The organism is Pantoea sp. X-Soil-ISGK-355, assembly GCF_059730805.1.
The window spans coordinates 1,223,835-1,249,072 of sequence record NZ_AP035971.1; the positions used below are offsets into that span (position 1 = coordinate 1,223,835).

At 58.3% G+C, this 25,238-nt stretch carries 27 protein-coding genes and 1 riboswitch; of the genes, 17 read left to right on the forward strand and 10 right to left on the reverse strand.

Features of this window, described 5'->3' with window-relative positions; all coding sequences use genetic code 11:
- Positions 1-35: 35 nt before the first annotated feature.
- Positions 36-818, reverse strand: coding sequence for a molybdenum-dependent transcriptional regulator (gene modE, locus AC6I8J_RS05560; protein WP_161736272.1), 783 nt, complete (start codon positions 816-818; stop codon positions 36-38).
- Positions 819-954: 136 nt separating this feature from the next.
- Between modE and AC6I8J_RS05565 the strand changes: the two genes are divergently transcribed.
- From AC6I8J_RS05565 to modC, 4 genes are all read left to right on the forward strand, one after another.
- The gene (locus AC6I8J_RS05565) at positions 955-1,110 is read left to right on the forward strand and encodes an AcrZ family multidrug efflux pump-associated protein (protein ID WP_033731900.1); all 156 of its coding nucleotides are present in this window, start codon (positions 955-957) and stop codon (positions 1,108-1,110) included.
- A gap of 145 nt (positions 1,111-1,255) precedes the next feature.
- On the forward strand, positions 1,256-2,029 hold the full coding sequence (modA, locus tag AC6I8J_RS05570; RefSeq protein ID WP_161736273.1) for a molybdate ABC transporter substrate-binding protein: 774 nt from the start codon (positions 1,256-1,258) through the stop codon (positions 2,027-2,029).
- A complete protein-coding gene (modB, locus tag AC6I8J_RS05575; protein ID WP_497825159.1) occupies positions 2,026-2,715 on the forward strand; it encodes a molybdate ABC transporter permease subunit in 690 nt (229 codons plus the stop codon). Before modA ends, modB begins: the two co-directional genes overlap by 4 nt.
- The gene (modC, locus tag AC6I8J_RS05580; RefSeq protein ID WP_222924332.1) at positions 2,715-3,773 is read left to right on the forward strand and encodes a molybdenum ABC transporter ATP-binding protein ModC; all 1,059 of its coding nucleotides are present in this window, start codon (positions 2,715-2,717) and stop codon (positions 3,771-3,773) included. Before modB ends, modC begins: the two co-directional genes overlap by 1 nt.
- On the opposite strand, the gene AC6I8J_RS05585 is transcribed toward modC, so the two are convergent.
- Positions 3,774-4,592 (reverse strand): pyridoxal phosphatase, encoded by an 819-nt coding sequence (locus AC6I8J_RS05585; RefSeq protein ID WP_253421362.1) that lies wholly within the window; start codon positions 4,590-4,592, stop codon positions 3,774-3,776.
- Positions 4,593-4,747: 155 nt separating this feature from the next.
- Between AC6I8J_RS05585 and pgl the strand changes: the two genes are divergently transcribed.
- Entirely contained in the window at positions 4,748-5,749 is a 1,002-nt protein-coding gene (gene pgl, locus AC6I8J_RS05590) for a 6-phosphogluconolactonase (RefSeq protein ID WP_161736277.1), read from the forward strand.
- 333 nt (positions 5,750-6,082) lie between these two features.
- Here the strand turns inward: pgl and AC6I8J_RS05595 are convergent, their stop codons facing one another.
- Together AC6I8J_RS05595 and bioA are read right to left on the reverse strand one after the other, a co-directional pair.
- Complete coding sequence (locus tag AC6I8J_RS05595; RefSeq protein ID WP_013357177.1) at positions 6,083-6,559, reverse strand: kinase inhibitor; 477 nt, start codon at positions 6,557-6,559, stop codon at positions 6,083-6,085.
- A 75-nt stretch (positions 6,560-6,634) separates the two neighbouring features.
- Positions 6,635-7,939 (reverse strand): adenosylmethionine--8-amino-7-oxononanoate transaminase, encoded by a 1,305-nt coding sequence (bioA, locus tag AC6I8J_RS05600; protein ID WP_260057704.1) that lies wholly within the window; start codon positions 7,937-7,939, stop codon positions 6,635-6,637.
- Positions 7,940-8,025: 86 nt separating this feature from the next.
- On the opposite strand from bioA, the gene bioB reads away from it, so the two are divergent.
- From bioB to bioD, 4 genes are read left to right on the forward strand one after another with little or no spacing between them, the layout of a single operon-like run.
- Positions 8,026-9,057: a biotin synthase BioB gene (gene bioB, locus AC6I8J_RS05605; RefSeq protein WP_497825160.1), complete on the forward strand. Its 1,032-nt coding sequence runs from the start codon at positions 8,026-8,028 to the stop codon at positions 9,055-9,057.
- The gene (gene bioF, locus AC6I8J_RS05610) at positions 9,057-10,208 is read left to right on the forward strand and encodes an 8-amino-7-oxononanoate synthase (RefSeq protein ID WP_253421369.1); all 1,152 of its coding nucleotides are present in this window, start codon (positions 9,057-9,059) and stop codon (positions 10,206-10,208) included. The genes bioB and bioF overlap by 1 nt, the downstream gene beginning before the upstream one ends.
- Positions 10,192-10,947 carry a malonyl-ACP O-methyltransferase BioC gene (gene bioC / locus AC6I8J_RS05615; RefSeq protein WP_161736235.1) on the forward strand — a complete coding sequence of 252 codons (756 nt, stop codon included), beginning with the start codon at positions 10,192-10,194 and terminating at the stop codon, positions 10,945-10,947. Before bioF ends, bioC begins: the two co-directional genes overlap by 17 nt.
- On the forward strand, positions 10,944-11,615 hold the full coding sequence (gene bioD / locus AC6I8J_RS05620; protein WP_222924324.1) for a dethiobiotin synthase: 672 nt from the start codon (positions 10,944-10,946) through the stop codon (positions 11,613-11,615). The genes bioC and bioD overlap by 4 nt, the downstream gene beginning before the upstream one ends.
- A 3-nt stretch (positions 11,616-11,618) precedes the next feature.
- Here the strand turns inward: bioD and AC6I8J_RS05625 are convergent, their stop codons facing one another.
- Positions 11,619-12,341: an ABC transporter ATP-binding protein gene (locus AC6I8J_RS05625; RefSeq protein ID WP_013357183.1), complete on the reverse strand. Its 723-nt coding sequence runs from the start codon at positions 12,339-12,341 to the stop codon at positions 11,619-11,621.
- Positions 12,342-13,233: 892 nt separating this feature from the next.
- Between AC6I8J_RS05625 and uvrB the strand changes: the two genes are divergently transcribed.
- Positions 13,234-15,255 (forward strand): excinuclease ABC subunit UvrB, encoded by a 2,022-nt coding sequence (gene uvrB / locus AC6I8J_RS05630; protein WP_161736233.1) that lies wholly within the window; start codon positions 13,234-13,236, stop codon positions 15,253-15,255.
- Here the strand turns inward: uvrB and AC6I8J_RS05635 are convergent.
- A complete protein-coding gene (locus tag AC6I8J_RS05635; RefSeq protein WP_161736232.1) occupies positions 15,239-16,162 on the reverse strand; it encodes a gluconeogenesis factor YvcK family protein in 924 nt (307 codons plus the stop codon). The two genes, uvrB and AC6I8J_RS05635, sit on opposite strands and share 17 nt — an antisense overlap.
- Before the next feature lie 204 nt (positions 16,163-16,366).
- A riboswitch (molybdenum cofactor riboswitch) is annotated at positions 16,367-16,500 on the forward strand.
- Here AC6I8J_RS05635 and moaA point away from each other — a divergent pair.
- The 5 genes from moaA to moaE all read left to right on the forward strand — a co-directional run bounded on the left by moaA (position 16,490) and on the right by moaE (position 19,186).
- Complete coding sequence (gene moaA, locus AC6I8J_RS05640; RefSeq protein WP_161736231.1) at positions 16,490-17,476, forward strand: GTP 3',8-cyclase MoaA; 987 nt, start codon at positions 16,490-16,492, stop codon at positions 17,474-17,476. Its footprint overlaps the riboswitch before it by 11 nt.
- Before the next feature lie 14 nt (positions 17,477-17,490).
- Positions 17,491-18,006: a molybdenum cofactor biosynthesis protein B gene (gene moaB, locus AC6I8J_RS05645; RefSeq protein ID WP_161736230.1), complete on the forward strand. Its 516-nt coding sequence runs from the start codon at positions 17,491-17,493 to the stop codon at positions 18,004-18,006.
- Positions 18,007-18,008: 2 nt separating this feature from the next.
- Positions 18,009-18,494: a cyclic pyranopterin monophosphate synthase MoaC gene (moaC, locus tag AC6I8J_RS05650; protein WP_161736229.1), complete on the forward strand. Its 486-nt coding sequence runs from the start codon at positions 18,009-18,011 to the stop codon at positions 18,492-18,494.
- A complete protein-coding gene (gene moaD, locus AC6I8J_RS05655) occupies positions 18,487-18,732 on the forward strand; it encodes a molybdopterin synthase sulfur carrier subunit (RefSeq protein WP_161736228.1) in 246 nt (81 codons plus the stop codon). The genes moaC and moaD overlap by 8 nt, the downstream gene beginning before the upstream one ends.
- Before the next feature lies 1 nt (position 18,733).
- A complete protein-coding gene (moaE, locus tag AC6I8J_RS05660) occupies positions 18,734-19,186 on the forward strand; it encodes a molybdopterin synthase catalytic subunit MoaE (protein WP_161736227.1) in 453 nt (150 codons plus the stop codon).
- 89 nt (positions 19,187-19,275) lie between these two features.
- On the opposite strand, the gene AC6I8J_RS05665 is transcribed toward moaE, so the two are convergent.
- Positions 19,276-20,061 carry an OBAP family protein gene (locus tag AC6I8J_RS05665; RefSeq protein WP_440829449.1) on the reverse strand — a complete coding sequence of 262 codons (786 nt, stop codon included), beginning with the start codon at positions 20,059-20,061 and terminating at the stop codon, positions 19,276-19,278.
- Between the two features lie 106 nt (positions 20,062-20,167).
- Here AC6I8J_RS05665 and AC6I8J_RS05670 point away from each other — a divergent pair, with 106 nt between their 5' ends.
- Together AC6I8J_RS05670 and AC6I8J_RS05675 are read left to right on the forward strand one after the other, a co-directional pair.
- Positions 20,168-21,262: a DUF1615 domain-containing protein gene (locus AC6I8J_RS05670; RefSeq protein ID WP_260057705.1), complete on the forward strand. Its 1,095-nt coding sequence runs from the start codon at positions 20,168-20,170 to the stop codon at positions 21,260-21,262.
- Positions 21,263-21,360: 98 nt separating this feature from the next.
- Positions 21,361-22,068, forward strand: a complete 708-nt coding sequence (locus AC6I8J_RS05675; RefSeq protein WP_061061965.1) for a Bax inhibitor-1/YccA family protein — start codon at positions 21,361-21,363, stop codon at positions 22,066-22,068.
- Between the two features lie 50 nt (positions 22,069-22,118).
- On the opposite strand, the gene AC6I8J_RS05680 is transcribed toward AC6I8J_RS05675, so the two are convergent.
- From AC6I8J_RS05680 to AC6I8J_RS05690, 3 genes are read right to left on the reverse strand one after another with little or no spacing between them, the layout of a single operon-like run.
- A complete protein-coding gene (locus tag AC6I8J_RS05680; protein WP_222924320.1) occupies positions 22,119-23,084 on the reverse strand; it encodes a lysylphosphatidylglycerol synthase transmembrane domain-containing protein in 966 nt (321 codons plus the stop codon).
- On the reverse strand, positions 23,084-24,328 hold the full coding sequence (clsB, locus tag AC6I8J_RS05685; RefSeq protein ID WP_161736223.1) for a cardiolipin synthase ClsB: 1,245 nt from the start codon (positions 24,326-24,328) through the stop codon (positions 23,084-23,086). Before clsB ends, AC6I8J_RS05680 begins: the two co-directional genes overlap by 1 nt.
- Positions 24,325-25,086, reverse strand: coding sequence for an endonuclease/exonuclease/phosphatase family protein (locus tag AC6I8J_RS05690; RefSeq protein WP_497825161.1), 762 nt, complete (start codon positions 25,084-25,086; stop codon positions 24,325-24,327). Before AC6I8J_RS05690 ends, clsB begins: the two co-directional genes overlap by 4 nt.
- Between the last annotated feature and the right edge of the window lie 152 nt (positions 25,087-25,238).

Here is a 25,238-nt window from a genome sequence, read left to right on the forward strand (position 1 = left end):
TGTAACCATTGCCCGCAGTGAAGTCAACTCAACCGCTAGAGCAGGGTAGCGACGATAGCGTTCTCTGCATTGAAACTGGCGATCACCGCATCGCCGGGCTGCAGCTTCAGCTGCTGTAACTGTGCATTACTCAGAGTGGCACACAGGGTTTCGCCGCTGGCGAGCTGCATCAGCACCTCACTCATCTGCTCACCCGGTTCGATGGCTGTGACGGTGGCGGTCAGCTGATTGTCTTCCTCTGCGGCGTCACGACTGATACGGATCCACGGCGCTTTGATCAGCACCAGCACCTCTTTACCCGCCGCCAGCTGCAGACGATCGGCGCTGCGCTGGGTCAGCGCAACATTGAGTTGCGTGACGCCATCAGCCAGCTGAATCATCAGATGCTGAACCACCTGCTGCGCATCGTTGCTCACCACGGTGCCGAACAGCTGGTTGCGGGCGCTGGTCTGCAGTGAAAAGCGGGCGATGGCCGCCAGCAGGCTGTCGAGCGGCAGTGTATCCTGCTGCAGTGCATCAAAGGCTTTCTGCTGGATCTGCTCCATCAGATGAAACAGCTGAATCAGGCGTTCACCGTAGCGGGTCAGCGTTGCACCGCCGCCGCCTTTGCCGCCGGTTGCCCGCGCCACCAGCGTTTCATCCGCCATCTGGTTCATCTCATTAATCGCATCCCAGGCACTTTTGTAACTGATGCCAGCCAGCTTCGCCCCCTGACTGATCGAGCCGGTCTGCTGGACGCGTTTCAGCAGCTCAATACGTCGTGGATCGGCAAACAGTTTCTGTTGTAAACGGATATGAAGGGACAGTTCGGCTTCCATGACAGCTCCGGCAAAGGGTTAAGGCGAAGGCCGATGATAGCGGCGTTTTATGTCCAAAGTAAAAGCACGAAAAGGGCTGCGCAAAATTTTACTGACCCGTTACAATCACTTTTTTGTTAGCAGAGTGAGACTCTCCATGCTGGAATTACTGAAAAGCCTCGCCGTGGCTGTACTCATGGTCCCTGTGGTAATGGCGCTGATGCTGGGTATGATTTATGGCCTGGGTGAAGTGTTTAATATCTTCTCTAAAGTGGGTCATCGCGAAAAATCTTCAGCCCGTTCCCATAATTAATTTCTGTGACGCCCGCCATCCTGGCGAGCGTCATCATTTTTGTCCCGCATTGATTCAACCTTCTCTGACACCTGCCGATAATTTACTGAACCTCCCTGATATTGCGTTATATTATTCGCTACACAACGAATAGCCGGAGAGAATCATGTCATCAAATTACACCCGCTGGGGCGTCGCGGCGCTGGTCACCGTATCGCTGGCCGGACAGGCAGTGGCCGCCGATAACATTACCGTGTTTGCCGCGGCTTCGCTGACCAATGCGATGCAGGATATTGCCAGTCAGTATCAGAAGGAAAAGGGCGTGACAGTCGTCTCTTCGTTCGCCTCATCCTCCACGCTGGCGCGTCAGCTTGAACAGGGTGCGCCTGCCGACCTGTTTATCTCTGCCGATCAGCAGTGGATGAATGATGCGGTGGCGAAGAAAAGCGTGATAACCCGCACCCGCTATACCCTGCTGGGCAACGACCTGGTACTGATTGCGCCACGGAGTGCCGCAGCTAAAGCGGTGACGCTGGATCCGCAGACCGACTGGAAAACATTGCTGCACGGCGAACGTCTGGCGGTGGGCGATCCGGACCACGTTCCGGCGGGTATCTATGCTAAAGAGGCGTTGCAGAAGCTGGGAGCCTGGGATGGCGTTGCGCCCGCGTTAGCGCCCGCTAATAATGTGCGGGCAGCACTGGCGCTGGTCGAGCGTAACGAAACCCCATACGGCATTGTCTACGGATCTGATGCGGTCGCCAGCGATAAAGTGCAGGTGGTCGGGCGTTTTCCGGCAACCAGTCACAAACCGGTGGAATATCCGATGGCGATCGTAAACGATCACGACACGGCCACCGTTCAAGCCTTTTATGATTACCTGAAAGGGCCGCAGGCTGCGGCGATTTTCAAACATTACGGATTCACACCGACGAAATGATACTCAGCGATCCTGAATGGCAGGCAGTGCTGCTTAGCCTTAAAGTCTCTGGCATAGCCGTGCTTGGCAGTCTGCCGTTTGGCATTCTGATGGCCTGGATTCTGGTGCGCTGCCGTTTTCCCGGCAAAGCGCTGCTCGACAGCCTGATCCACCTGCCGCTGGTGCTGCCGCCAGTAGTGGTAGGTTATCTGCTGCTGGTTAGCCTGGGGCGACGCGGCTTCATTGGCGAAAAGCTTTTTGACTGGTTCGGTTTCAGCTTTGCGTTCAGCTGGCGCGGTGCAGCGCTGGCTTCCGCCGTTATCGCCTTTCCCTTGATGGTACGCGCTATCCGGCTGGCGCTGGAAGCGGTGGATAGCCGGCTGGAGCAGGCGGCACGTACGCTGGGTGCCGGACGCTGGCGGGTCTTTTTCACCATCACACTGCCGCTGACGTTGCCAGGCGTGATCGCCGGAACGGTGCTGGCGTTTGCCCGATCGCTGGGCGAATTCGGTGCCACCATTACCTTTGTGTCCAATATTCCCGGTGAAACGCGCACGCTTCCGCTGGCAATGTTTACCCTGATCGAAACCCCTGGTGCAGAGGGTGCGGCGGCGCGGCTCTGTATCATCGCTATCGTACTGGCACTGGCGTCACTGCTGGCGTCGGAATGGCTGGCACGTGCAGGCCGCAAGCGGATGGGAAGCTGATGCTATCACTCAATTTTATGCAGCAGCAGGGCGCTCACCAACTGGAGATCGACCTGCAGATCCCGGCCAAAGGCATCACCGCCATTTTCGGTGTTTCCGGTGCCGGTAAAACCTCACTGATCAACGCCATCAGCGGACTGACTCAGCCGCAGCGCGGGCGGATTGAGCTTAACGATCGTCTGCTGTTTGATGCGGAGCAGAAGGTTGCGCTGCCGCCGGAAAAACGCCGCATCGGCTATGTGTTTCAGGATGCGCGGCTCTTCCCGCACTATCGGGTCCGGGGCAACCTGCAATATGGTATGGCCCCGGCGATGAAAGCACAGTTCGACAGCCTGGTTTCGCTGCTGGGGCTGGAGGCGCTGCTGTCGCGCTTTCCGCTGTCGCTGTCGGGCGGTGAAAAGCAGCGGGTTGCGATTGGCCGGGCACTGCTGACCGCACCGGATATGCTACTGCTTGATGAACCGCTGGCGTCGCTGGATCTGCCGCGCAAACGTGAGCTGATGCCGTATCTGCAAAAACTGGCGAAGCAGGTCGATATTCCTATGCTCTACGTCTCGCACAGTCTGGATGAGATCCTGCATCTGGCTGATAACGTGCTGGTGCTGGATGCGGGCAAGGTCAAAGCCTTTGGTCCGCTGGAGCGGGTCTGGAGCAGCAGCGCGATGCGGCCATGGCTGCCGGTAAGCGAACTGACCAGCGTGCTGCGGGTGCAGGTGCTGGAGCAGCATCCCGACTATCCGATGACCGCGCTCTCGCTGGGCGATCAACACATCTGGGTCAGCAGGGTGAATCAGCCGGTGAAAACGCCGCTGCGTATTCGCATCGCCTCATCAGATGTCTCGCTGGCGCTGCAACCGCCACAGCACACCTCCATTCGCAACATTTTACCGGCACAGGTAGTTGAGCTGCTGGAGGTCGGAGACCAGGTGGAGGTGAAGCTGCGTATCGGCATCAGCGAACTCTGGGCGCGCATCACGCCGTGGGCGCGGGATGAACTGGGCATCCGGCCGGATCAGTGGCTTTATGCCCAGATAAAAAGCGTTTCGGTAACGCCCTGATTACAACACGTACTGACGGAGGGTGTCGGCAATGCCGGGTTCAAGATTGGTGCCGATTACCTTTTTCACCCGCGCTTTGATCGCCTCGTCGGCATTGCCCATCGCCACGCCCAGACCGGCCGTTTCCAGCATGCTGAGGTCGTTGTAGTTATCACCAAACGCGATCACATCGGACATGCTCAGCCCCAGCGATTCAACCCACTGCGCCAGCCGTTTGCCTTTGCTGTTGCCGCCTCTGGCGATATCCACCTGATCGTGCCATGACCATTCGCAGGCCAGCCCCAGCTCCGCTTCCACTGTAGTGGCGAACTGTTGCAGCTCCTGATGGTTGTCGTGCGACAGGGCAAACTTCCAGATCGAACCGGCGTCACGTGCCGCCTGGGCTAAATCAGGCACCTGACAGAACAGCGGACGCTGATGCTCAGGCAGCGATTCGGCCCACTTCAGGGTGCGCATCACATGACCGGTCGGCGTCTGATAGAGCATGGCATCATCCACGTAGAGCAAACCGTGAATCTGCTGCTGATCCAGCCTATCAATCACCTGTAACGCCAGCTGCGGGTCGAGAGGATCGGACGCCAGCACCTTTTTCGCACGGTAATCATACAAATAGGTGCCATTACAGCAGATTGCGGGTGTATCCAGTTGTAGCGCCTGATAAAAAGGGTGGATAGCGCAGTGATGGCGTCCGGTCACGATAGCGACATGAACACCGGCCTGGCGGGCCTGGTTCAGCGCGTCAATTGACTGCGGCAGAATCGTTTTGGCTGGGGTCAGCAGCGTGCCGTCGAGGTCGAGGGCAATTACTCGGTAGCTCATTCATCCTCTCGTTTTTTCAGGTTTGCAGGGGCTGAAGTCTACACCTGTCCACGGTCCGGAGACAAAAAACAGGGCACAAATGATTCCAGCGTAGGGTAATAAAACGCGCTACAGTGATTCACAGATATGATCAGGCAGCAAAAAAAGGAGAATGCATGAAACAGGTTGTCTACACCGCCAGTCCCGAGAGCCAGCAGATTCACGTCTGGCAGATGAATGATGAGGGTGCGCTGACGTTGCTTCAGGTGATCGATGTCGCCGGCCAGGTTCAGCCGATGGTGGTGAGTCCGAAACGCGATTTTCTCTATGTCGGTGTGCGTCCCAATTTTCGCGTGCTGGCGTTCCGGATTGCCGCCGATGGTACGCTGACCGAAGCCGGTCAGGCAACGCTGCCCGGCAGTCCGACCCACATTTCCACCGATCGCGAGGGCCGGTTCCTGTTCTGCGGCTCCTACAATGATGCCTGCGTCAGCGTCAGCCCGATTGGCGATGATGGCATTCCGCAGGCCCCGCTACAGGTAATCAACGGCCTGGATGGCTGTCACTCAGCCAATATCGACACTGACAATAAAACGCTCTACGTCCCGGCACTGAAGCAGGATCGTATCTGTCTGTTTGCGCTGGGCGCAGACGGTCAGCTGACGCCGCGCAAACAGGCGCAGGTCACGACGGTAGAGGGTGCAGGCCCGCGTCATATGCAGTTCCATCCGGGCGGCCAGTATGCTTACTGCGTGAATGAGCTGGACAGTACTGTTGATGTCTGGGCATTAAATACCGGTGAAGGCGAAGCGGAAAGCGTGCAGACGCTGGATATGATGCCGCCGGACTTCAGCGGTACGCGCTGGGCAGCCGATATTCACCTGACGCCGGATGGCCGTTTCCTCTACGCCTGCGATCGCACCAGCAGCACACTGGCGATTTTCAGCGTCAGCGAACTGGGCGATGAACTGACGCTGGAAGGGTTCCAGCCGACGGAAACGCAGCCGCGCGGGTTCAATATCGATCACAGCGGACGTTTTCTGGTGGCGGCGGGACAGAAATCGCATCACATCGAAGTGTATGCGATTAGCGAACCGAAGGGGCTGTTACAGCCGCTGGGACGTTATGCGGTAGGGCAGGGCCCGATGTGGGTGGTGATTCACCAGTTGCAGGCGTAACGCATCGTGAAAAAGCCTCTCCCGGGTGGGAGAGGCGTGAAATTGTTGACGGCGTTTGCCACTGCCAGCTGTGAGATCGTGCAGACACAGGCAATAGGGTCAGATCGGAAAGACGCAAAAGCCGCCATCCATGGCGTGCTCGACCCGCGCAATTACGCACCTCATTCCTGAGGTGCGTCCGTTGCCGGGCCAACGCGTTGCGTTGTTCAAAAACGCTCCCGGCGTTTTTTTCCGGGCGGCGGGACGCTTTCCTCCTCTGACCCTATTCCCTGCAGTTTAAGCTAATGCGTTGCTGCCAGGTCACTCAGCTTTGGGTTTGTCAGACGGACTGAATTACTGATAATTCACGGTCAGCGAGGCGCTCGCCAGTGCGTGGAAATGCACATTAAAGCCGACCATTGCGCCACTGGCGCCTTCATCCACCTCAATCGTCTCCACATCCAGCGCATGCACGGTGAAAATGTAGCGATGGGTTTCGCCCTGAGGCGGCGCCGCGCCACCATAGCCCGCCTGACCGAAATCGGTACGGGTCTGGATTGCGCCTGCTGGCAGTGACGCTTTGCCGGAACCGGCACCCTGCGGCAGTGACGTGGTGCTGGCCGGAATATTCGCCACGACCCAGTGCCACCAGCCGGAACCCGTCGGCGCATCAGGATCGTAGCAGGTCACCACAAAACTTTTGGTGCCTTCCGGTGCCGCTTCCCAGGCAAGATGGGGAGAAATATTCTCGCCCTGATAACCCATGCCGTTGAAAACATGCTTTTCTGGCATCTTTTCGCCGTCATTAAAGTCCTGACTAAAAACGCGCATCACATCTCCTTAACTGTCGATGAATAGCCTTTCATCATAACCAAAAGCACCACCAGTGCCAGTGGTCAGCCCGCATCAGGCGGCAAAATGTTGCGAATGTTCCAGCGCGCTGCCCATCGCCTGCACCAGCTGACTCAGCGCCTGCGGCGAGATGATGTAGGGCGGCATCAGGTAAATCAGTCGGCCAAACGGCCGGATCCAGACGCCCTGTTCAACAAAGAACTGCTGTAGTGCCGCCATGTTGACCGGCTGATGGGTTTCCACCACGCCAATCGCCCCCAGCACGCGCACATCGGCCACCTGTGGTGAACGGCGCAGCGGCAGCAGCTCAGCCCGCAGCTGCTGTTCGATCGCGGCCACCTGTCGCTGCCAGTCACCTTCCGCCAGCATGCTCAGGCTCTCCGCCGCCACCGCGCAGGCCAGCGGATTCCCCATAAATGTCGGGCCATGCATAAAACAGCCTGCCGCGCTGCGGCTGATGGTATCAGCCACCTCGCGGGTAGTCAGGGTCGCCGCCAGCGTCATCATGCCGCCGGTCAGCGCTTTGCCGACACAAAGAATATCCGCGGTAATACCCGCGTGTTCACAGGCAAAGAGCTTGCCGGTGCGGCCAAATCCGGTGGCGATCTCATCCGCTATCAGCAGCACGCCATAGCGGTCGCACGCTTCCCGGACCTGCTGCAGATAGCGCGGATGATAGAAACGCATCCCGCCCGCACCCTGCACAATCGGCTCCAGGATCACCGCCGCCAGTTGCTGGTGATGCTGTTCGATCAGTCGGGTAAAATCATCGAAGTCGCGCGCGTCCCATTCATCATCAAAGCCGCAGGCCGGAGCCGCCGCAAAGTGGTGCTCAGGCAGATAACCGCGCCACAGGCTGTGCATCGAGTTCTCGGGATCGCAGACCGACATCGCGGCAAAGGTATCGCCGTGATAGCCGCGCTTCAGCGTCAGGAACTGCTGGCGAGTTTCACCCCGGCCCAGCCAGTACTGCAGCGCCATCTTCATCGATACTTCCACTGCTACCGAGCCGGAATCGGCCAGGAAAACGCACTCCAGCGCCTCAGGTGTCATCGCCACCAGCTGACGACAGAGTGCCACTGCTGCCGGATGGGTAATGCCGCCAAACATCACGTGCGACATCTGCGTGACCTGCTCCGTGAGCGCCCGGTTCAGGCGGGGATGGTTGTAACCATGAATTGCCGCCCACCACGATGACATTCCATCCACCAGCTCACGGCCATCGGCCAGCTGCAGCTGAAAACCCTGCGCGGCAACGACCGGATAGCAGGGCAGGGGATCCCGCATCGAGGTGTAAGGATGCCAGATATGCTGGCGGTCAAAACGGGCATCATCCAGGGAGAAAAGGGGGGTAGTCATCGGAGTTGTAAACCAAAATAAAAAAATATAGTTTACAAGTATACCCCTGCTTTCTGTCGGGATGACACCCTTTTCTGGAGTACCTAATGGCTAAACGCTGGACAATTGCACAGGCGCAAGCGCTGTTTGATCAACCTTTTCTTGAACTGATGTTTGAAGCGCAGCAGGTGCATCGTCAGCACTTCGACCCGCGCCAGGTGCAGGTCAGTACCCTGCTGTCGATTAAAACCGGCGCCTGTCCGGAAGATTGCAAATATTGCCCGCAGAGCGCGCGCTACAAGACCGGCCTGGAGTCGGAACGTCTGATGGAAGTGGAGGAGGTACTGACCTCCGCGCGTCAGGCCAAAGCCGCGGGTTCAACCCGTTTCTGCATGGGTGCCGCGTGGAAAAACCCGCACGAGCGCGATATGCCTTACCTGGAAAAAATGGTTGAAGGCGTGAAGGCGATGGGAATGGAAACCTGCATGACGCTCGGTACGCTCAGCGATCAACAGGCGCAGCGGCTGGCGGGCGCGGGCCTCGATTACTACAACCATAACCTCGACACCTCACCGGAATTCTACGGCTCTATCATCACGACCCGCAGCTACCAGGAACGTCTCGATACGCTGGGCAAAGTGCGCGACGCCGGGATCAAAGTCTGTTCGGGCGGTATCGTTGGCCTGGGCGAAACCGTGAACGACCGCGCCGGTCTGCTGGTGCAGTTAGCCAATCTGCCGACGCCGCCAGAGAGCGTGCCGATCAACATGCTGGTCAAGGTCAAAGGCACGCCGCTGGCGGACAACGATGACGTAGAGCCTTTCGATTTTATCCGCACCATCGCGGTAGCGCGCATCATGATGCCAACCTCGCATGTGCGTCTCTCCGCGGGCCGCGAGCAGATGAGCGAGCAGACTCAGGCGATGTGCTTTATGGCCGGGGCGAACTCGATTTTCTACGGCTGCAAACTGCTGACCACGCCGAATCCGGAAGAGGATAAAGACCGCGTGCTGTTCCGCAAACTGGGGCTGAACCCGGAGCATACCCACACCCAACATGGCGATCAGCAGCAGGAAGAACAACTCAGCGAGCAGCTGTTCCATGCCGACACTGAACAGTTCTACAACGCGGCACTGTAATGAGCTGGCAGCAACGACTTCAGCAGGGGCTGGCGCAGCGCCGTGCGGCCGATGGCTGGCGGCAGCGTCGAATCATCGATCAGCAAGCCACCCGCACGTTAGAGAGCGGTGGCCGTCGCTATCTGCACTTCTCCAGCAATGACTATCTTGGTTTAACCCGCCATCCGGCGGTGATTGCGGGCTGGCAGCAAGGCGCGGCGCAGGCGGGGGCGGGGGCGGGTGCCTCGGGACACGTCACCGGTTATCACCGTCAGCACGCCGATCTTGAGGCGCAGCTGGCCGACTGGCTCGGCTACGACCGTGCGCTGCTGTTTATCTCCGGATTCGCGGCCAATCAGGCGGTGATTCATCTGCTGGGCGAGAAAAACGATCGCATCCTGGCCGATAAACTCAGCCATGCCTCGCTGCTCGACGCCGCCAGCCACAGCCCGGCGCAGCTGCGGCGTTTCAGTCATAACGATCCGGAGAGCCTGGCAGCACGGCTCGCGTCACCCTGCGAGGGGGAGACGCTGGTGGTGACCGAGGGGATTTTCAGCATGGATGGCGACAGTGCGCCGCTGGCTGCGCTGGCACAACAGACGCAGCAGGCAGAGGGCTGGCTGCTGGTGGATGATGCACACGGCATCGGTGTAGTAGGTGAGCAGGGGCGCGGCAGCTGCTGGCAGCAGGGCGTTAAACCGGAACTGCTGGTGGTCACCTTTGGCAAAGCTTTTGGCGTCAGCGGTGCTGCGCTGCTGTGCGACGCCGATATCGCTGACTATTTCCTGCAGTTCAGCCGGCATCTGATTTACTCCACCGCCATGCCCGCCGCACAAGCCACTGCGCTGCAGGCGGCGCTGCGCGAAATTCAGCAGGGCGATGTGCTGCGCCAGCAGTTGCAGCAGAACATTGCGCATTTCCGGCGTGGCGCGGCCTCGCTGCCGTGGCAATTGATGGACTCTGCCAGCGCGATTCAGCCGCTGCTGATAGGTGAAAACAGCGATGCAATGGCGCTCTCTCAGCGACTGGCGGAGGCAGGCTGCTGGGTCAGTGCGATCCGACCGCCTACCGTGCCGCCGGGAACGGCCCGGCTGCGTATTACCCTGACCGCGGCACATCGCCCTGAAGATATTGACCGGTTACTGGAGGCGCTGCATGACGCTGCGGGTTGATAAGCAGGCGGTGGCGCGCGCCTTTGGCCGCGCGGCCAGCCATTATGATGCGCATGCTGCGCTGCAGCGCCTCAGCGGCAATGCGCTGCTGGCACGTGCACCCGTACAGAGCGGACTGCAGCTGCTGGATGCCGGGTGTGGCACCGGCTGGTACAGCAGGGTATGGCGTGAGCGGGGCAAACAGGTCACGGCGCTGGATCTCTCTCCGCAGATGCTGCAACAGGCGCGGGACAACGACGCGGCGCAGCACTATCTGGCGGGCGACATCGACGCACTGCCGCTGGCGGATAACAGCCTCGACCTGGTGTGGAGTAACCTGGCTGTGCAGTGGAGTGAAAATCTGCCCGGCGCGCTGCGTCAGTTCCGGCGCGTGCTGCGCCCCACTGGCACGCTGCTGTTTTCTACGCTGGGCGATGGCTCGTTGCAGGAGGTGCATGAAGCCTGGTCCCATCTGGATGCGTCGCCGCACGCCAACCGCTTTCTCAGCGAGACGCAGATTGCGGCGGCCTGCTACGCAGAGCAACTGCATTGCAGCGCGGAAAAAGTGACGCTGCATTTTCCCGATGCGCTCAGCGCCATGCGTTCGCTGAAAGGGATCGGCGCGACCCATCTGCATCAGGGCCGCGACGGGCAGCTCCTCACCCGACAACGACTCAACCAGTTAGAGGCGCACTGGCCGCGCGACCGGCACGGCTATCGCCTGAGTTACCATTTAATTTATGGAGTAAGTGCATCATGAAACGGCTGTTTATTACCGGCACCGACACCGAAGTCGGTAAAACTGTCGCCAGCGGCGCACTGTTGCAGGCCGCCGCCGCTGCGGGCTACCGCTGTGCAGGCTATAAGCCGGTTGCTTCAGGCTGTGAGATGACGCCAGAGGGGCTCCGCAACAGTGATGCGCTGGCGCTGCAGCGCTTCAGCAGCGTGCCGTTGAGCTACCAGCAGGTCAATCCGCTGGCGTTTATCGAACCGACCTCGCCGCACATCGTCAGCGCTGAAGAGGGCAGGCCGATCACCCATCTGGCACTGTCAGCAGGTCTGGCAGCGCTGGAGCCGCTGGCGGACTGGATTCTGGTCGAAGGAGCGGGCGGCTGGTATACCCCGTTGTCAGAGACGCACACCTATGCGGACTGGGTGGTCAGCGAACAGCTGCCCGTGATTCTGGTGGTGGGAATTAAGCTCGGCTGCATCAATCACGCCATGCTCACCGCCGAGGCGGTGCGCGCGCGTGGCCTGCTGCTGGTGGGCTGGATCGCTAACACCGTCGAGCCGCCAGGCAAACGCTATCAGGAATATCTCTCCAGCCTGAAGCAACGACTACCTGCCCCCTGCCTGGGCACGATTCCGTATCTCACCGATGCAGCGCAGCAGGCGTCCTGTGGACAGTACCTGACGCTGCCGCAGTGAGGTTCAGGCGACCGTCAGCCACTTATCCACGGTGTGGTCATCGAGCTGCTCCATGCTGCCCTGCGCCACATTACGGCCACGGTGCAGCAGCAGGAAATAGTCCGCCACACGCCGGATCAGCGACAGCCGCTGCTCCAGCAGCAGAATGGTCAGCCCGTAATCAAGGTTAAGCCGGCGGATCAGGTTGCCCATCTCCTCTTCCAGCCACGGCGACATCCCATCAGTCGGCTCATCCAGAATCAGCAGTTTTGGCTGCAGCACCAGCGCGCGCGCCAGTGCCAGCTGTTGCTGCTGATCGATGGGCAGATCGCCGCTGCGTTGCTGGCGCAGCGAGTAGAGCGCCGGGAACAAATCAAATACCATTTCAGGAATAGCACGATGACGGTCGCGCTGGCTGGCACCCGCGAGCAGGGCAATCAGCAGGTTATCTTCCACGCTCATCTGGGTAAAAATATGGCGGCCCTGAGGCACATAGCCAATCCCCATCTGCGCCCGCTGTTCAGCCGGTTGCAGCAGCAAATCTTCCGGCGGCGAGCCATCCTCTTTCCAGGAAATTGTGCCGCTGTTAATCGGCAATCTGCCCATAATGCAGTTGACCAGCGTGGTTTTGCCCATGCCAGGACGGCCCAGAATGCCGGTGCAGGTGCCAGGCGACAGATCCAGGTCCACATCCCACAGAATATGGTTCTGACCGTAAAATTGATTTACCGAACGTAGACTCAGCATCTGACACTCTCCTTCCCGATCATTAGCCTGATTGCTTCCGCTCTCTGTCGTCTGGCAAACAAGTCATCAGCAACGGCAGCCTCACCATTGCAGCACAGTGCGCATAAAGCGCGGTGACGTTACTGACTCCTGCAATTCCCAGGCCAGATCTTAAAATGGCCCTGTTTCCTGCTACAGTGCGCTGTATCAGGGATAAAAGGTGAGAAAAACTTATCAATTACCCATGGTCATCACGCGCCTGCACTTTTACAGTGCCTGCGGGCGCTGTTTGTGGTGCAGACGTGCTGCAGTAACGCAGAATGTCTGATTAAGAATCTTAGTGGAATGATGATAATTTGCGTGCCACGCCAGAAGACAGATTAAAAATGCAGAATAATCCGTCAGCAGCCAACGCGAAATTTAACGCAAAAAAAATTATTTTCACTGAGGCGGGAGGGCAGGGAAAAATTATACACAGCTGATGGCGGCGGGGCTGCCATCACTTATCCACCATTCCTGTGGATAACCTTGTGCATTAGGTAATGAAAACCGGTTAGAAGCGAGGAAATACGCGGCCTGGTAACATAATGACGAGATTCTGGCCTTATGAGCTTAAATCAATAAAATCAGCTGGTTATCAAAAAACAAGCCTGCGAATTCTCTGTCAGGTAACCGAACTGTAATTTTGTGACGTTCTATTGACAAATGTTAAATCTGATCCCGGTCTGGGGATAACATTGCGCAACTCGCTTTGCGATAACGCCTCCACAATACGGGCAGGCTAAGACTCACCCTGATTGCATTAACTTTGCACGATTACTGTTTTTATATCCAGTATTATTTTCTGGCAAAATCACCATAGCAGAGTAAAATAAGTGCCTGCCCGCCGACTTCTCCAGCAGGAACTGCATTCATGACCAAAGCTTTTAAACTCAATTCCGCCTTTAAACCTTCGGGCGACCAGCCTGAGGCGATCCGTCGCCTGGAAGAGGGGCTGGAGGATGGACTGGCCCATCAGACCTTATTAGGCGTGACCGGCTCAGGTAAAACGTTTACCGTCGCCAACGTCATTGCTGACCTTAACCGCCCGACGATGGTGCTGGCACCGAACAAGACGCTGGCGGCTCAGCTCTATGGCGAGATGAAAGAGTTTTTCCCGGATAACGCCGTCGAGTTTTTCGTCTCTTACTACGACTACTATCAGCCTGAAGCCTATGTGCCGAGCTCCGATACCTTTATCGAAAAGGATGCATCGGTTAACGAACACATCGAACAGATGCGTCTGTCGGCCACCAAGGCGCTGCTTGAACGGCGCGACGTTATCGTGGTGGCGTCGGTTTCGGCGATCTACGGTCTGGGCGATCCCGATCTCTATCTCAAAATGATGTTGCACCTGACCCGCGGCATGATTATCGATCAGCGCAGCATTCTGCGCCGCCTGTCAGAGCTGCAATACACCCGTAACGACCAGGCGTTCCAGCGCGGCACTTTCCGCGTGCGTGGCGAAGTGATCGATATCTTCCCGGCAGAGTCGGACGATATCGCGCTGCGCGTCGAACTGTTTGACGAAGAGGTCGAGCGTCTGTCGCTGTTTGACCCGCTGACCGGTCAGATCGATTCAGTAGTGCCGCGCTTTACCATCTATCCCAAGACGCACTACGTGACGCCGCGTGAGCGTATTCTGCAGGCGATGGAAGATATCAAAGTCGAGCTGGCCGACCGTCGCCGGGTATTGCTGGAGAACAATAAGCTGCTGGAAGAGCAGCGTATTACCCAGCGTACCCAGTTTGACCTTGAGATGATGAGTGAGCTGGGTTACTGCTCCGGTATCGAAAACTACTCGCGCTACCTCTCCGCACGCGGACCGGGCGAAGCGCCGCCGACGCTGTTTGACTATCTGCCCGCCGATGGCCTGCTGGTGGTGGATGAGTCGCATGTGACCATCCCGCAGATTGGCGGCATGTACAAAGGCGACCGGGCGCGTAAAGAGACGCTGGTGGAGTATGGCTTCCGCCTGCCGTCGGCGCTGGACAACCGTCCGATGAAGTTTGAAGAGTTTGAGGCGCTGGCCCCGCAGACCATCTATGTCTCGGCAACGCCGGGCAAATATGAGCTGGAAAAATCGGGCGATGAAGTGGTTGACCAGGTGGTACGTCCTACCGGCCTGCTGGACCCGATCATCGAAGTGCGTCCGGTCGGGACGCAGGTTGACGATCTGCTGTCCGAGATCCGTCAGCGCGTGGCGATCAACGAACGTGTGCTGGTGACGGTGCTGACCAAGCGCATGGCGGAAGATCTTACCGAGTATCTCACGGAGCATGGCGAGAAAGTGCGCTATCTGCACTCCGACATTGACACCGTAGAGCGTATGGAGATTATCCGCGACTTACGTCTGGGTGAGTTTGATGTACTGGTAGGCATCAACTTACTGCGTGAGGGGCTGGATATGCCGGAAGTGTCGCTGGTGGCGATTCTGGATGCGGATAAAGAGGGCTTCCTGCGTTCCGAACGATCGCTGATTCAGACCATTGGTCGTGCGGCGCGTAACATCAACGGCAAGGCGATTCTTTATGGCGATAAAATCACGCCGTCAATGGCGCGCGCCATTGAAGAGACGGAGCGCCGCCGTGAGAAGCAGCAGCTGCACAACGAGCAGAACGGCATTGTGCCGCAGGGCCTGAATAAGAAGATCACCGATATTCTGGAACTGGGCAACAACGTGGTGAAAACCCGTGGTAAAGCGAAACCCGCCCGACCTGGCGAAGCTCAGGCACTGGCCGATTTGCAACTGCTAACGCCGCAGGCGCTACAGAAGAAGATCCACGAGCTGGAAGGGCAGATGCAGCAGCACGCGCAGAACCTGGAGTTCGAACAGGCAGCCAGCGTGCGCGATCAGCTGCATGAGCTGCGAACGCTGTTTATTGCGGCCTCGTAGCGCCGTCAAAGCCCTGAATGGCGTGTTCCAGCGCCACCCGTAACAGCTGGCGGTCGTGACGATATTTAATGTCAGCGGCCTCCAGCGGTTCACGGACAATCAGCCGGTTCTCAATGCCCTCTGTGGCGACCGCCGGACCGACCACGACCGCATCAATCACCCGCTTGCCGATATAACGTTCCATCATCTGAAGCTTGTCAGCCACCGAAAGACTGGCCGCGGCAGGACTCAGCTCGCGACCCAGATTACCGATAAACACCATAGTGGCAGGCGTGCGACGCAGTGCCTGCGCCATCTCTTCCATCAGCAGAATCGGCATCAGGCTGGTATAGAAACTGCCTGGGCCAATCAGAATCAGATCCGCTTCTGCAACGGCCTGTAGCGCTTCCCGCGTCGGCTGGACGTTGGGGTGCAGCATCAACTCCTGCGGCGGCTGCTTCATCTCGTCAATCGCGGTTTCGCCGTAAACCATATTGCCTTCGGCATCCATCGCCACCAGATCCACTGGCTGCTCTGACATCGGGATTAAAAAGGCGTCGACCTTCAGCAGGTTACGGATGATGTTGATCGCTTCCAGCGGACGAACGCTCAGATGATCCAGCGCCCGCAGCATCAGGTTACCGAGATTGTGACCGGCCAGTTCGCCGTTACCGGCAAAGCGATACTCGAACATCGCGGAGGCGACGCTCGGTTCTGCAATCAGCTGGTTGAGGCAGTTGCGCATGTCGCCCCAGGCGATACCGCCTTCGGATCGACGAATGCGACCGGTCGATCCGCCGTTGTCGGTGGTGGTGACGATGCCGGTGAGACGTGAGCCCAGTGGGGAAAGAGCCGACATCACGCGGCCTAAACCGTGTCCGCCGCCCAGTGCCACAACGCGATCAAGATCGGCCAGTGTGCGATTCATACTTCTCCTTACTATCCTTTCGCGTAGCGTGGCTCTAAACGCTAAGCCCGCGCGGATGACTTACGTCAAAATCTGGATCGCATTTTAACGTATCCTGTCGCGAAAATGCGGTGAAAATTCGATATGTATAAGAATATATAGCGAAAAGAGCAAATGGAAGAGTGGCGGAATTCACGCTACCATCATGTTTACCGCGCTGATCAACGGGTCAGCGTACACTCAAGCCTGAATGCCTAAGTCTGCGGATAGGGGGTTCAGGCCGTAGCCATCGAGCTGCCAGGGTGCAGGAAGAAATGACTGCATCTCCCAATCTGGAAAGGTGTTCTGGTGTCACAATTTACTGATGCATACGCGCGTAAGTTCTATTACCTGCGCCTGTCGGTCACGGATGTCTGTAATTTCCGCTGTACCTACTGTCTTCCTGACGGCTACAAACCGCAGGGAATTCGTAACAAAAGCTTTCTCTCTCTGGATGAAATCCGCCGCGTCACGCGGGCCTTCGCCGCAGCCGGAACCGAAAAAGTTCGGCTGACCGGCGGTGAGCCGTCGCTGCGCCGTGATTTTACCGACATCATTGCGGCAGTGCGTGAAAACGCCTCTATCCGCCAGATCGCAGTGACCACCAATGGCTACCGGCTGGCCCGCGACGTGAAGCAGTGGCGTGATGCGGGTCTGACCGCACTTAACGTCAGCGTCGACAGCCTGGACGCCCGTCAGTTTCACGCCATCACCGGCCAGGATAAATTCCATCAGGTGATGAGCGGCATCGACGCGGCGCTGGACGCCGGTTTTCGCCAGGTCAAAGTCAACAGCGTGCTGATGCGCGATCTCAATAGCCGTAATCTGGCGACTTTTCTTGACTGGATCCGCACCCGTCCGATTCAGCTGCGCTTTATCGAACTGATGGAGACCGGCGACGGCGGCACGCTGTTCCGCGATCAGCATGTGTCCGGCATGGTGATCCGCGATCAACTCATCGCCCAGGGCTGGCAGCGGCGCGAAAGCGGACGCAGCGACGGCCCGGCGCAGGTTTTTTACCATCCCGATTATGTCGGCGAGATTGGCCTGATCATGCCTTACGCCAAAGATTTCTGTGCCAGCTGCAACCGTCTGCGTGTATCGGCGCAGGGTAATCTGCACCTGTGCCTGTTTGGTGACGGCGGTGTGCCGCTGCGCGACCTGCTGGCATCCGATGCGCAGCAGGCCGAACTGCAGGCGCGCATCGCCAGCAGCCTGGGGCAGAAGAAACAGACGCACTTCCTGCATCAGGGCAACACCGGCATCACACAGAATCTCTCTTACATTGGTGGCTAATTTCAGGAGGAAGTATGGGTAAACCAGCCAGCGAATTTCAGGCCGTGCAGATTGCGGTGATGACGGTGTCAGACCGTCGCGATGCCAGCAACGACACCTCCGGCGACTATCTGCGCGAGGCGGCGGCAGAAGCGGGCCATGACGTCGTCGATCACGCCATCGTGCCGGATAATCTCTACCGCATTCGCGCCACAGTATCGCGCTGGATCGCCAGTGACGATGTACAGGTGGTGATCATTAATGGCGGCACCGGCTTTAACCTGAAAAACAGCACGCCGGAAGCGCTGCTGCCGCTGTTTGACCGCGAAATCGACGGGTTTGGCGAACTGTTCCGGATGATCTCCTATGAAGAGATTGGCGGATCGACGCTGCAGTCGCGCGCCATTGCCGGTCTGGCTAACGGGACGCTGATCCTGGCCGTGCCGGGCTCCACCAGCGCCTGTCGCACCGCCTGGGAGCGCATTATTGCTGACCAGCTTGATGCACGCACCGCGCCCTGTAATTTTGTCTCACATCTGAAAAAACGGTAAGTATGTCTCAACTCACACACATTAACGCCGCGGGCGAAGCGCACATGGTGGATGTCTCCGCTAAGGCTGAAACCGTGCGCGAAGCACGTGCCGAAGTGCTGGTGCTGATGCAGCCGGAAACGCTGCAGATGATTATGGAAGGCAGCCACCACAAAGGGGATGTCTTCGCCACGGCGCGCATCGCCGGGATCCAGGCAGCAAAACGCACCTGGGAGCTGATCCCGCTCTGTCATCCGCTGATGCTGAGCAAAGTGGAAGTGAACCTTGAAGCGGAACAGGACCATAATCGGGTTCGCATCACCTCGCTCTGTCGCCTGACCGGCAAAACCGGCGTCGAGATGGAAGCGCTGACGGCCGCCTCGGTTGCCGCGCTGACCATCTACGACATGTGCAAAGCGGTTCAGAAAGATATTGTCATTGATCAGCTGCGGTTAATCAGCAAGCGCGGCGGCAAAAGCGGTGATTTTCAGGCGGTCGCCCATGATTAAGGTGCTGTTTTTCGCCCAGGTGCGTGAGCTGACCGGCACCGCATCGCTTGAGGTCGGTGCGGAGTATCCGGATGTGGCCGCGCTGCGCGCTGCGCTGGCTGAACGTGACGATCGCTGGGCACTGGCGCTGGAGTCGGGCAAACTGCTGGCGGCTGTCAATCAGACGCTGGTGCCGATGAGTCACCCGCTGCACGCCGGTGATGAAGTGGCCTTTTTCCCGCCCGTGACCGGAGGCTGAGATGGAAACAGAGATTCGCGTCGGTCCCGCACCCTTTGATATGGCGGAAGCGTATCGCTGGCTGGCGGCCTGTGACGAAGATGGTGCCGTAGTGACCTTTACCGGCAAAGTGCGTAATCACAACCTGGGTGCAGACGTGGCGGCGCTGACGCTGGAACACTATCCCGGCATGACCGAGAAAGCGCTGCAGGAGATTGTGGATGCGGCGCGTGAACGCTGGCCGCTGCAGCGCGTTACGGTAATCCACCGCGTTGGCGAGCTGTTTCCGGGCGATGAGATCGTGCTGGTGGGCGTTACCAGCGCCCATCGCGGCAGCGCCTTTTCTGCCGCGGAGTTCATCATGGATTATCTGAAAACCCGCGCGCCGTTCTGGAAGCGCGAAGCGACAGAGCAGGGCGATCGCTGGGTGGATGCCCGCGACAGCGACCATCAGGCGGCCCGGCGCTGGGACTAAGACGACATTATGGCTCAGCGGGCCGGAGGGTTTCTGCCCGCTGAGTTTTCTCTGGACGCCTGCCCGCCCAGGCCTGCACATCCCATCGCTTAAGGTTGCTTCAGCTGCTCTGCCGGGCCAAAGCCGGTCTGACCGTGGCTGTGCTCACCGCCGCCACTGGTACGCTTCAGCTGGATGACCTGACCCTTTTCCCACGCGTTGGCACCAGGTGCCGCCGGATGCGCGACGATATCCGCCCGATCGGCCCGGATCTGTTTGCTGTCCACGCCAAAGCGACGATCGCGATCCGCCAGCAGCCGGGAATCCAGCTGACCATCTTCGGTAAAGCCCATCATCAGCGCCGGAATGCCGATCGGCAGCGTTTTGTCGCGGTCGGTGTGCCAGGTGTGCCAGGTTTTGCCATAGGTATTCACGATGCGCGTCATCAGCGCATGGTCGGCAACTTTCGGTAAGCCTGGCGCAATCAGCGTGCCGGACTTCACCTCATACTGATGGCTGTGCCACAGCTTCTTCTCTTCGGGCGGCAGGGTCTTAAACAGCCGTTCACTGATGATGTACTCCACGCCCATCAGCCGCGCGTCGCGCGTGTTGCCGTCGTAAATCACCGCCTGCATCACATCGTCGTTCAGCACGGTGACATAGTGGTGCGCCTCCATCTGACCGTTCTTGTCGCCATTATAAAAATGGAAGCCATCGAGATAGGTATTGATGGCGTCGATGGGCGGACGTGACTGCATCACGCTGGCGCCGGTCTCCAGTACTTTAAGCGAGGAGGAGGTGGGCGCGCCCGGTGACTGCACCTGGGCAGGCGTATTATTAGCGCCGCAACCGGTTAATAACAGGCTGAATGCCGCAGCAGGCCAGAGTTTAAACATCGTAAGTTCCTTTAACGTTAAAAAAGGTAACCTTAGTTCAGTTCTCTCCTGCCTGTGTAACTCTGGCGATGATAGAGTAAGGTTTTAGTTCATTCTGAGGACAGGCATGTCATCCACCCCGATTCTGCAACGTCTGACACTGGTCGCCGCACTGGTGCTGGCGGGTTGTAGCAGCAAGAAAACCCCGGAGGCACCCGTACGGCAGCCTGAAGATGTCAAAGCACAGATCCAGCGGCTGCTGCCGTCGCACGTCAGCAATAAAGCGGCCTGGAGCGACGATATCTACACCACCTTCCGCACGCAGCAGATCGAACCCAGCGCCAGTAACCTCTGCGCGGTGATTGCCGTGGCGGATCAGGAGAGCAACTTCAGCGCCGAAGCTGCCGTGCCGGGACTGCCGAAAATCGCCTGGGGTGAGATCAACCGCCGTGCGGCGCAGGTGCATGTGCCGGCCTTCCTGGTTCGCACCGCGCTGCTGATTAAATCGCCGACCGGCGAAAGCTATGCGGCCCGGCTCGATAAAGTGCGCAGTGAAAAAGATCTCAGCGCCATTTTCGATGACCTGATCGATATGGTGCCGATGGGCCAGACGCTGTTCGGCAATCTCAACCCGATCCACACTGGCGGGCCGATGCAGGTCAGCATTGCGTTTGCCGAAGCGCACGCCAAAGGCTACCCGTGGCCGGTAGATGGCACGATCCGGCGCGAAGTCTTTACCCGTCACGGCGGGATCTACTTCGGCACCATGCACCTGCTTGGCTACCCGGCTGACTACAGCCAGCCGCTCTACCGCTTTGCCGACTACAATGCGGGCTGGTACGCCAGCCGCAACGCGGCGTTTCAGGCGGCGGTGTCAAAGGCCACCGGCATGAAGCTGGCGCTGGATGGCGACCTGATCCTCTATGGCTCAGACGCGGCAGGCGGTACCGAACTGGCTGTGCGCACGCTCTCGAAGCAGATCGATATGACCAACAGCGCCATTCGCCGCGACCTGGAGAAAGGAGAGAAAGAATCGTTCAGCGACAGTGAACTCTGGAAACAGGTCTTTGCCCTGGCGGATAAAATGGCGGGTCGTAAGCTGCCGCGCGAAATGCTGCCGGGCATCAAGCTGGAAAGCCCGAAAATTACCCGTAATCTGACGACGGCGTGGTTTGCGCAGCGCGTCGACAGCCGTTATCAGCAGTGTCTGTCGCGGCGTTAACCGGCATGTTGTGGCACAGTTGAGCTGAGCTGTGCCACACTTAACTCTGGCATGGCTCCCGGCAGGGAGCTGTTCATCCGTTCAACAAGAGGTGCATCATGGACCGATATCCACGCAATGATTCCATCGTTCAACCCGCATCTCGCGGTTTACAAGCCTATATGGCGCAGGTCTATGGCTGGATGACCTGCGGTCTGTTACTGACCGCATTTGTCTCCTGGTTCGCGGCGCGCACGCCCGCAGTCATGGAGCTGGTGTTTGCCAATCGCATTACCTTCTTCGGGCTGATTATCGCGCAGCTGGCGCTGGTGTTCTTCCTGTCAGGCATGGTGCATCGTCTGAGCGGGGCCGTAGCCACCGGGCTGTTTATGCTCTATTCAGCGCTGACCGGCATTACCATGGCGAGTATTTTCCTGGTCTACACCTACTCCTCCATCGCCAGCACCTTCTTTGTCACGGCAGGGATGTTTGGCGCGATGAGCTTCTACGGCTATACCACTAAACGCGACCTGAGCCGTTTTGGCAGCCTGCTGTTTATGGCACTGATAGGCATTGTGCTGGCGTCGCTGGTGAACTTCTGGCTGAAAAGTCCGGCGCTGATGTGGGCGATTACCTACATCGGTGTGGTGGTGTTTGTGGGATTAACCGCTTATGACACGCAGAAGCTGAAAAACATCGGTGAGCAGATCGATGCCCGCGACACGGAAAACCTGCGTCGCTACTCGATTATGGGCGCACTGACGCTCTATCTCGACTTCATCAATCTGTTCCTGATGCTGCTGCGGATTTTCGGTAACCGCCGCTAATTTTCGGTGTAAAAGGGGGAGACGTACAGGTTGCGCCTCCCCCTTTTTTATTATGACTTCTGTAACTTCTGCTCGTTCTTCTGACGCAGATGCTTCGCCCGACTCTCCAGCCCCAGATAGAGCACCAGCGCTAACAGCAGCGGCAGGATAAAGTAGAGCACGCGATAGGCCAGCAGCGCTGCGATAATGGTGCCATGCGAAGCGTGCTGACCGCTGAGCAGTGCCAGGAACACCGCTTCCAGAACCCCAATGCCCGCCGGAATATGAATGATTACCCCGGCAATACTGCTGATCAGCAGCACGCCCAGCACCATCGGATAACCGACGTCTCGTCCCAGCAGCAGCCAGATAATCGCCCCCATCACCATCCAGTTGGCGCAGGAAACCGCAAACTGCAGCAGTGCCATGCGCAGCGAAGGCAGCTGCAGCGTCTGGCCTTTAATGGTCCAGCGACGCTGCTTCGAGAAGGCGCAGGCCCAGAGGTAAACCGCCACCAGCACCAGCAGAACCACACCAATCAGCCGCAGCGTGGTTTCACCAATAAACCAGCCGCCGGGGATAGAGACCATGCCAGCGCTGAACACCACGCCCGCCAGCAGAATATAGCCCAGCCAGTTAGTCGCGATGCTTAGTGAGAAGATGCGGGTGATGGTGCCGCTGTCCAGGCCGAGGCGGGAATAGAGCCGGTAGCGCATGGCGACGCCGCCCACCCAGGTACTCAGCGTCAGGTTAAAGGCGTAACAGATAAACGACACCAGCATGACCTGTCGCTTCGCCAGCTTATGACCGCAGTAGGCGCGGCCAATCAGGTCATAGCAGCCGTATACCAGGTAACTCAGCACCACCAGTCCGGCGGCGGTCAGGACGACAAAGCGGTTGTAGTTAACGATGACGTCGTAAACATCTTCCCAGTTCACTTTGCGGGCATAAACCACCAGCAGAACCACCACCGCGACGAAAAACAGCACGGTGAGGATTTTTTTTGCCAGTTGCCAGCGTGGATGTTTTTTTGCCATCAGGATTTTGCTCCCGGGTTGTCTGCTTCTACACGATCCTGCGTCTCCATTTCAGGCTGTACCGGGGCGCTGACCTGAGCCAGCAGCGGTGTGTGCGCCGGAAGCCAGCCCGCGATGGCCGGGAAATGGCGCAGGAAATGGAATACCACCACGCTTTTACTCAGTTGCCACCAGTTGCGCGGCGGCAGACGATCCTCCTGCACGCGCTGGCAGTCGTTAGCCAGCAGCGCTTCGAGGTTGTCACGCAGCGTCTGGTTGAACGGCCTGTCGTGGATGATCAGGTTAGCTTCCAGATTCAGAGAGAGGCTCAGCGGATCGAGATTGCTGGAGCCGACAGTGGCCCAGTAATCATCTTTTACGGCGATCTTGCCGTGCAGCGGACGACGGATATATTCGTAGACTTCCACGCCACCATCGACCAGATAGTTGTAGAGCAGCTCCGCGCCCACTTTCACAATCGGCATATCCGGCTCACCCTGCACGATCAGCCGTACCCGGACGCCACGCTGCGCGGCATTGCGCATCTCACGCAGAAGCCGGTAGCCGGGGAAGAAGTAAGCGTTGGCAATAATCACATCGCGCTTCGCCTCGCGCAGCATCTCCAAATAATGCACTTCGATATCGTCACGATGCTCGTCGTTATCACGAAAGACATAGAGGACCTGGGCATCGCCGGGTTTAGCATTCACCGCCGGACGATGAGAACGTGATCCCCACCAGCGCCGGGTGTGCTGCTCGCTGCCAATCGCCTGTTGCAGATAGCGGGCGATGTCTGCCACGACCGGGCCTTTTACCTGCACGGCGTAATCCTGCTTCGCCTCCGGGCCGTAATCAGTATTGTGCTCGGCCGAGAAGTTGATACCGCCAACAAAGGCGACCACGTCATCCACCACTACCGTTTTACGGTGCAGACGGCGGAAGACGTTGGTACGCATCCCCATCACCAGCGGACGCGGATCGTAGTAGATGAAACGCACGCCCGCGCTGGTCAGGCTGTTCACAAATTTGTCAGAGAGTTCAGCGGAGCCGTAGCCATCGACCATCACTTCGACCCGCACGCCGCGCTGGGCCGCTGCCAGCAACTCACGATGCAGGGCGTTACCGACCTCATCTTCGAACAGAATAAAGGTTTCGATCAGAACTGAGCGTTCTGCCCGCTGGATCGCACCAAAGACGCGCGGGAAAAACGCTTCACCATTTTCCAGCAACAGCAGCCGGTTGCCTTCCTGCCAGTTAAAATTCATAGATGAATCTCCACCGCCAGCGGCGCATGGTCGGAAAGATGGGACCAGGGTTTTCGCGGCAGTGCCCACGGATGACTGACGGTAGCATTGCGCACATAGATGCGGTCAAGCCGCAAGAGCGGGAAGCGCGCCGGGAAGGTGCGCGCCGGGCGTCCGGTTTTCATACTGAATACCTCTTTCAGGCCTGCGCCCTGTTTTAAAATGGCGTTCGCACGTCGCTGCCAGTCATTAAAATCGCCTGCCACGACGACCGGCGCGTCGGGCGGCAGCGAGTTGACCATTTCACAGATCTTCTTCATCTGCGCGTGACGATGCGCCTCTTTGAGACCCAGGTGAACACAAATGACATGCAGCGTGCCGTGCGGCTCGGGCAGGGCGATCTGACAGTGCAGCATGCCGCGATTTTCACTGCCTGCCATCGAGATATCCCGGTTCTCATAGTCGGTTATCGGGAAGCGTGACAGCACCGCGTTGCCGTGATGCCCCTCCGGATAGACCGCATTGCGGCCATAGGCGAAATCGTTCCACATGGTGTCGGCCAGAAACTCATAATGAGGCGATTCAGGCCACTCTTCATGGTTAAGGGAGTGGATGGCATGTGTGCCCATTACCTCCTGGAGAAAGACCACATCCGCCGAGGTTGCGCGAACGGCTTCGCGCAATTCCGGCAGGATGAAGCGGCGATTAAACGGAGCGAACCCCTTGTGTGTATTGATCGTCAGGACTTTTATTGAAAATCCTTGCGCATTTTGTGGCATACTCGCGACGCACTCCTTTTCATCATCAATAGAATCAAAGTGTAGTCTTTGTCACAAATGGGTGGTGAGAGAGCGCGATATTTAGGGCGTTATCCGAAAATTGTTTTACATTGAGGAAACCGTTTCCGGCTTGTGCCGGTAGCACTTGGGCG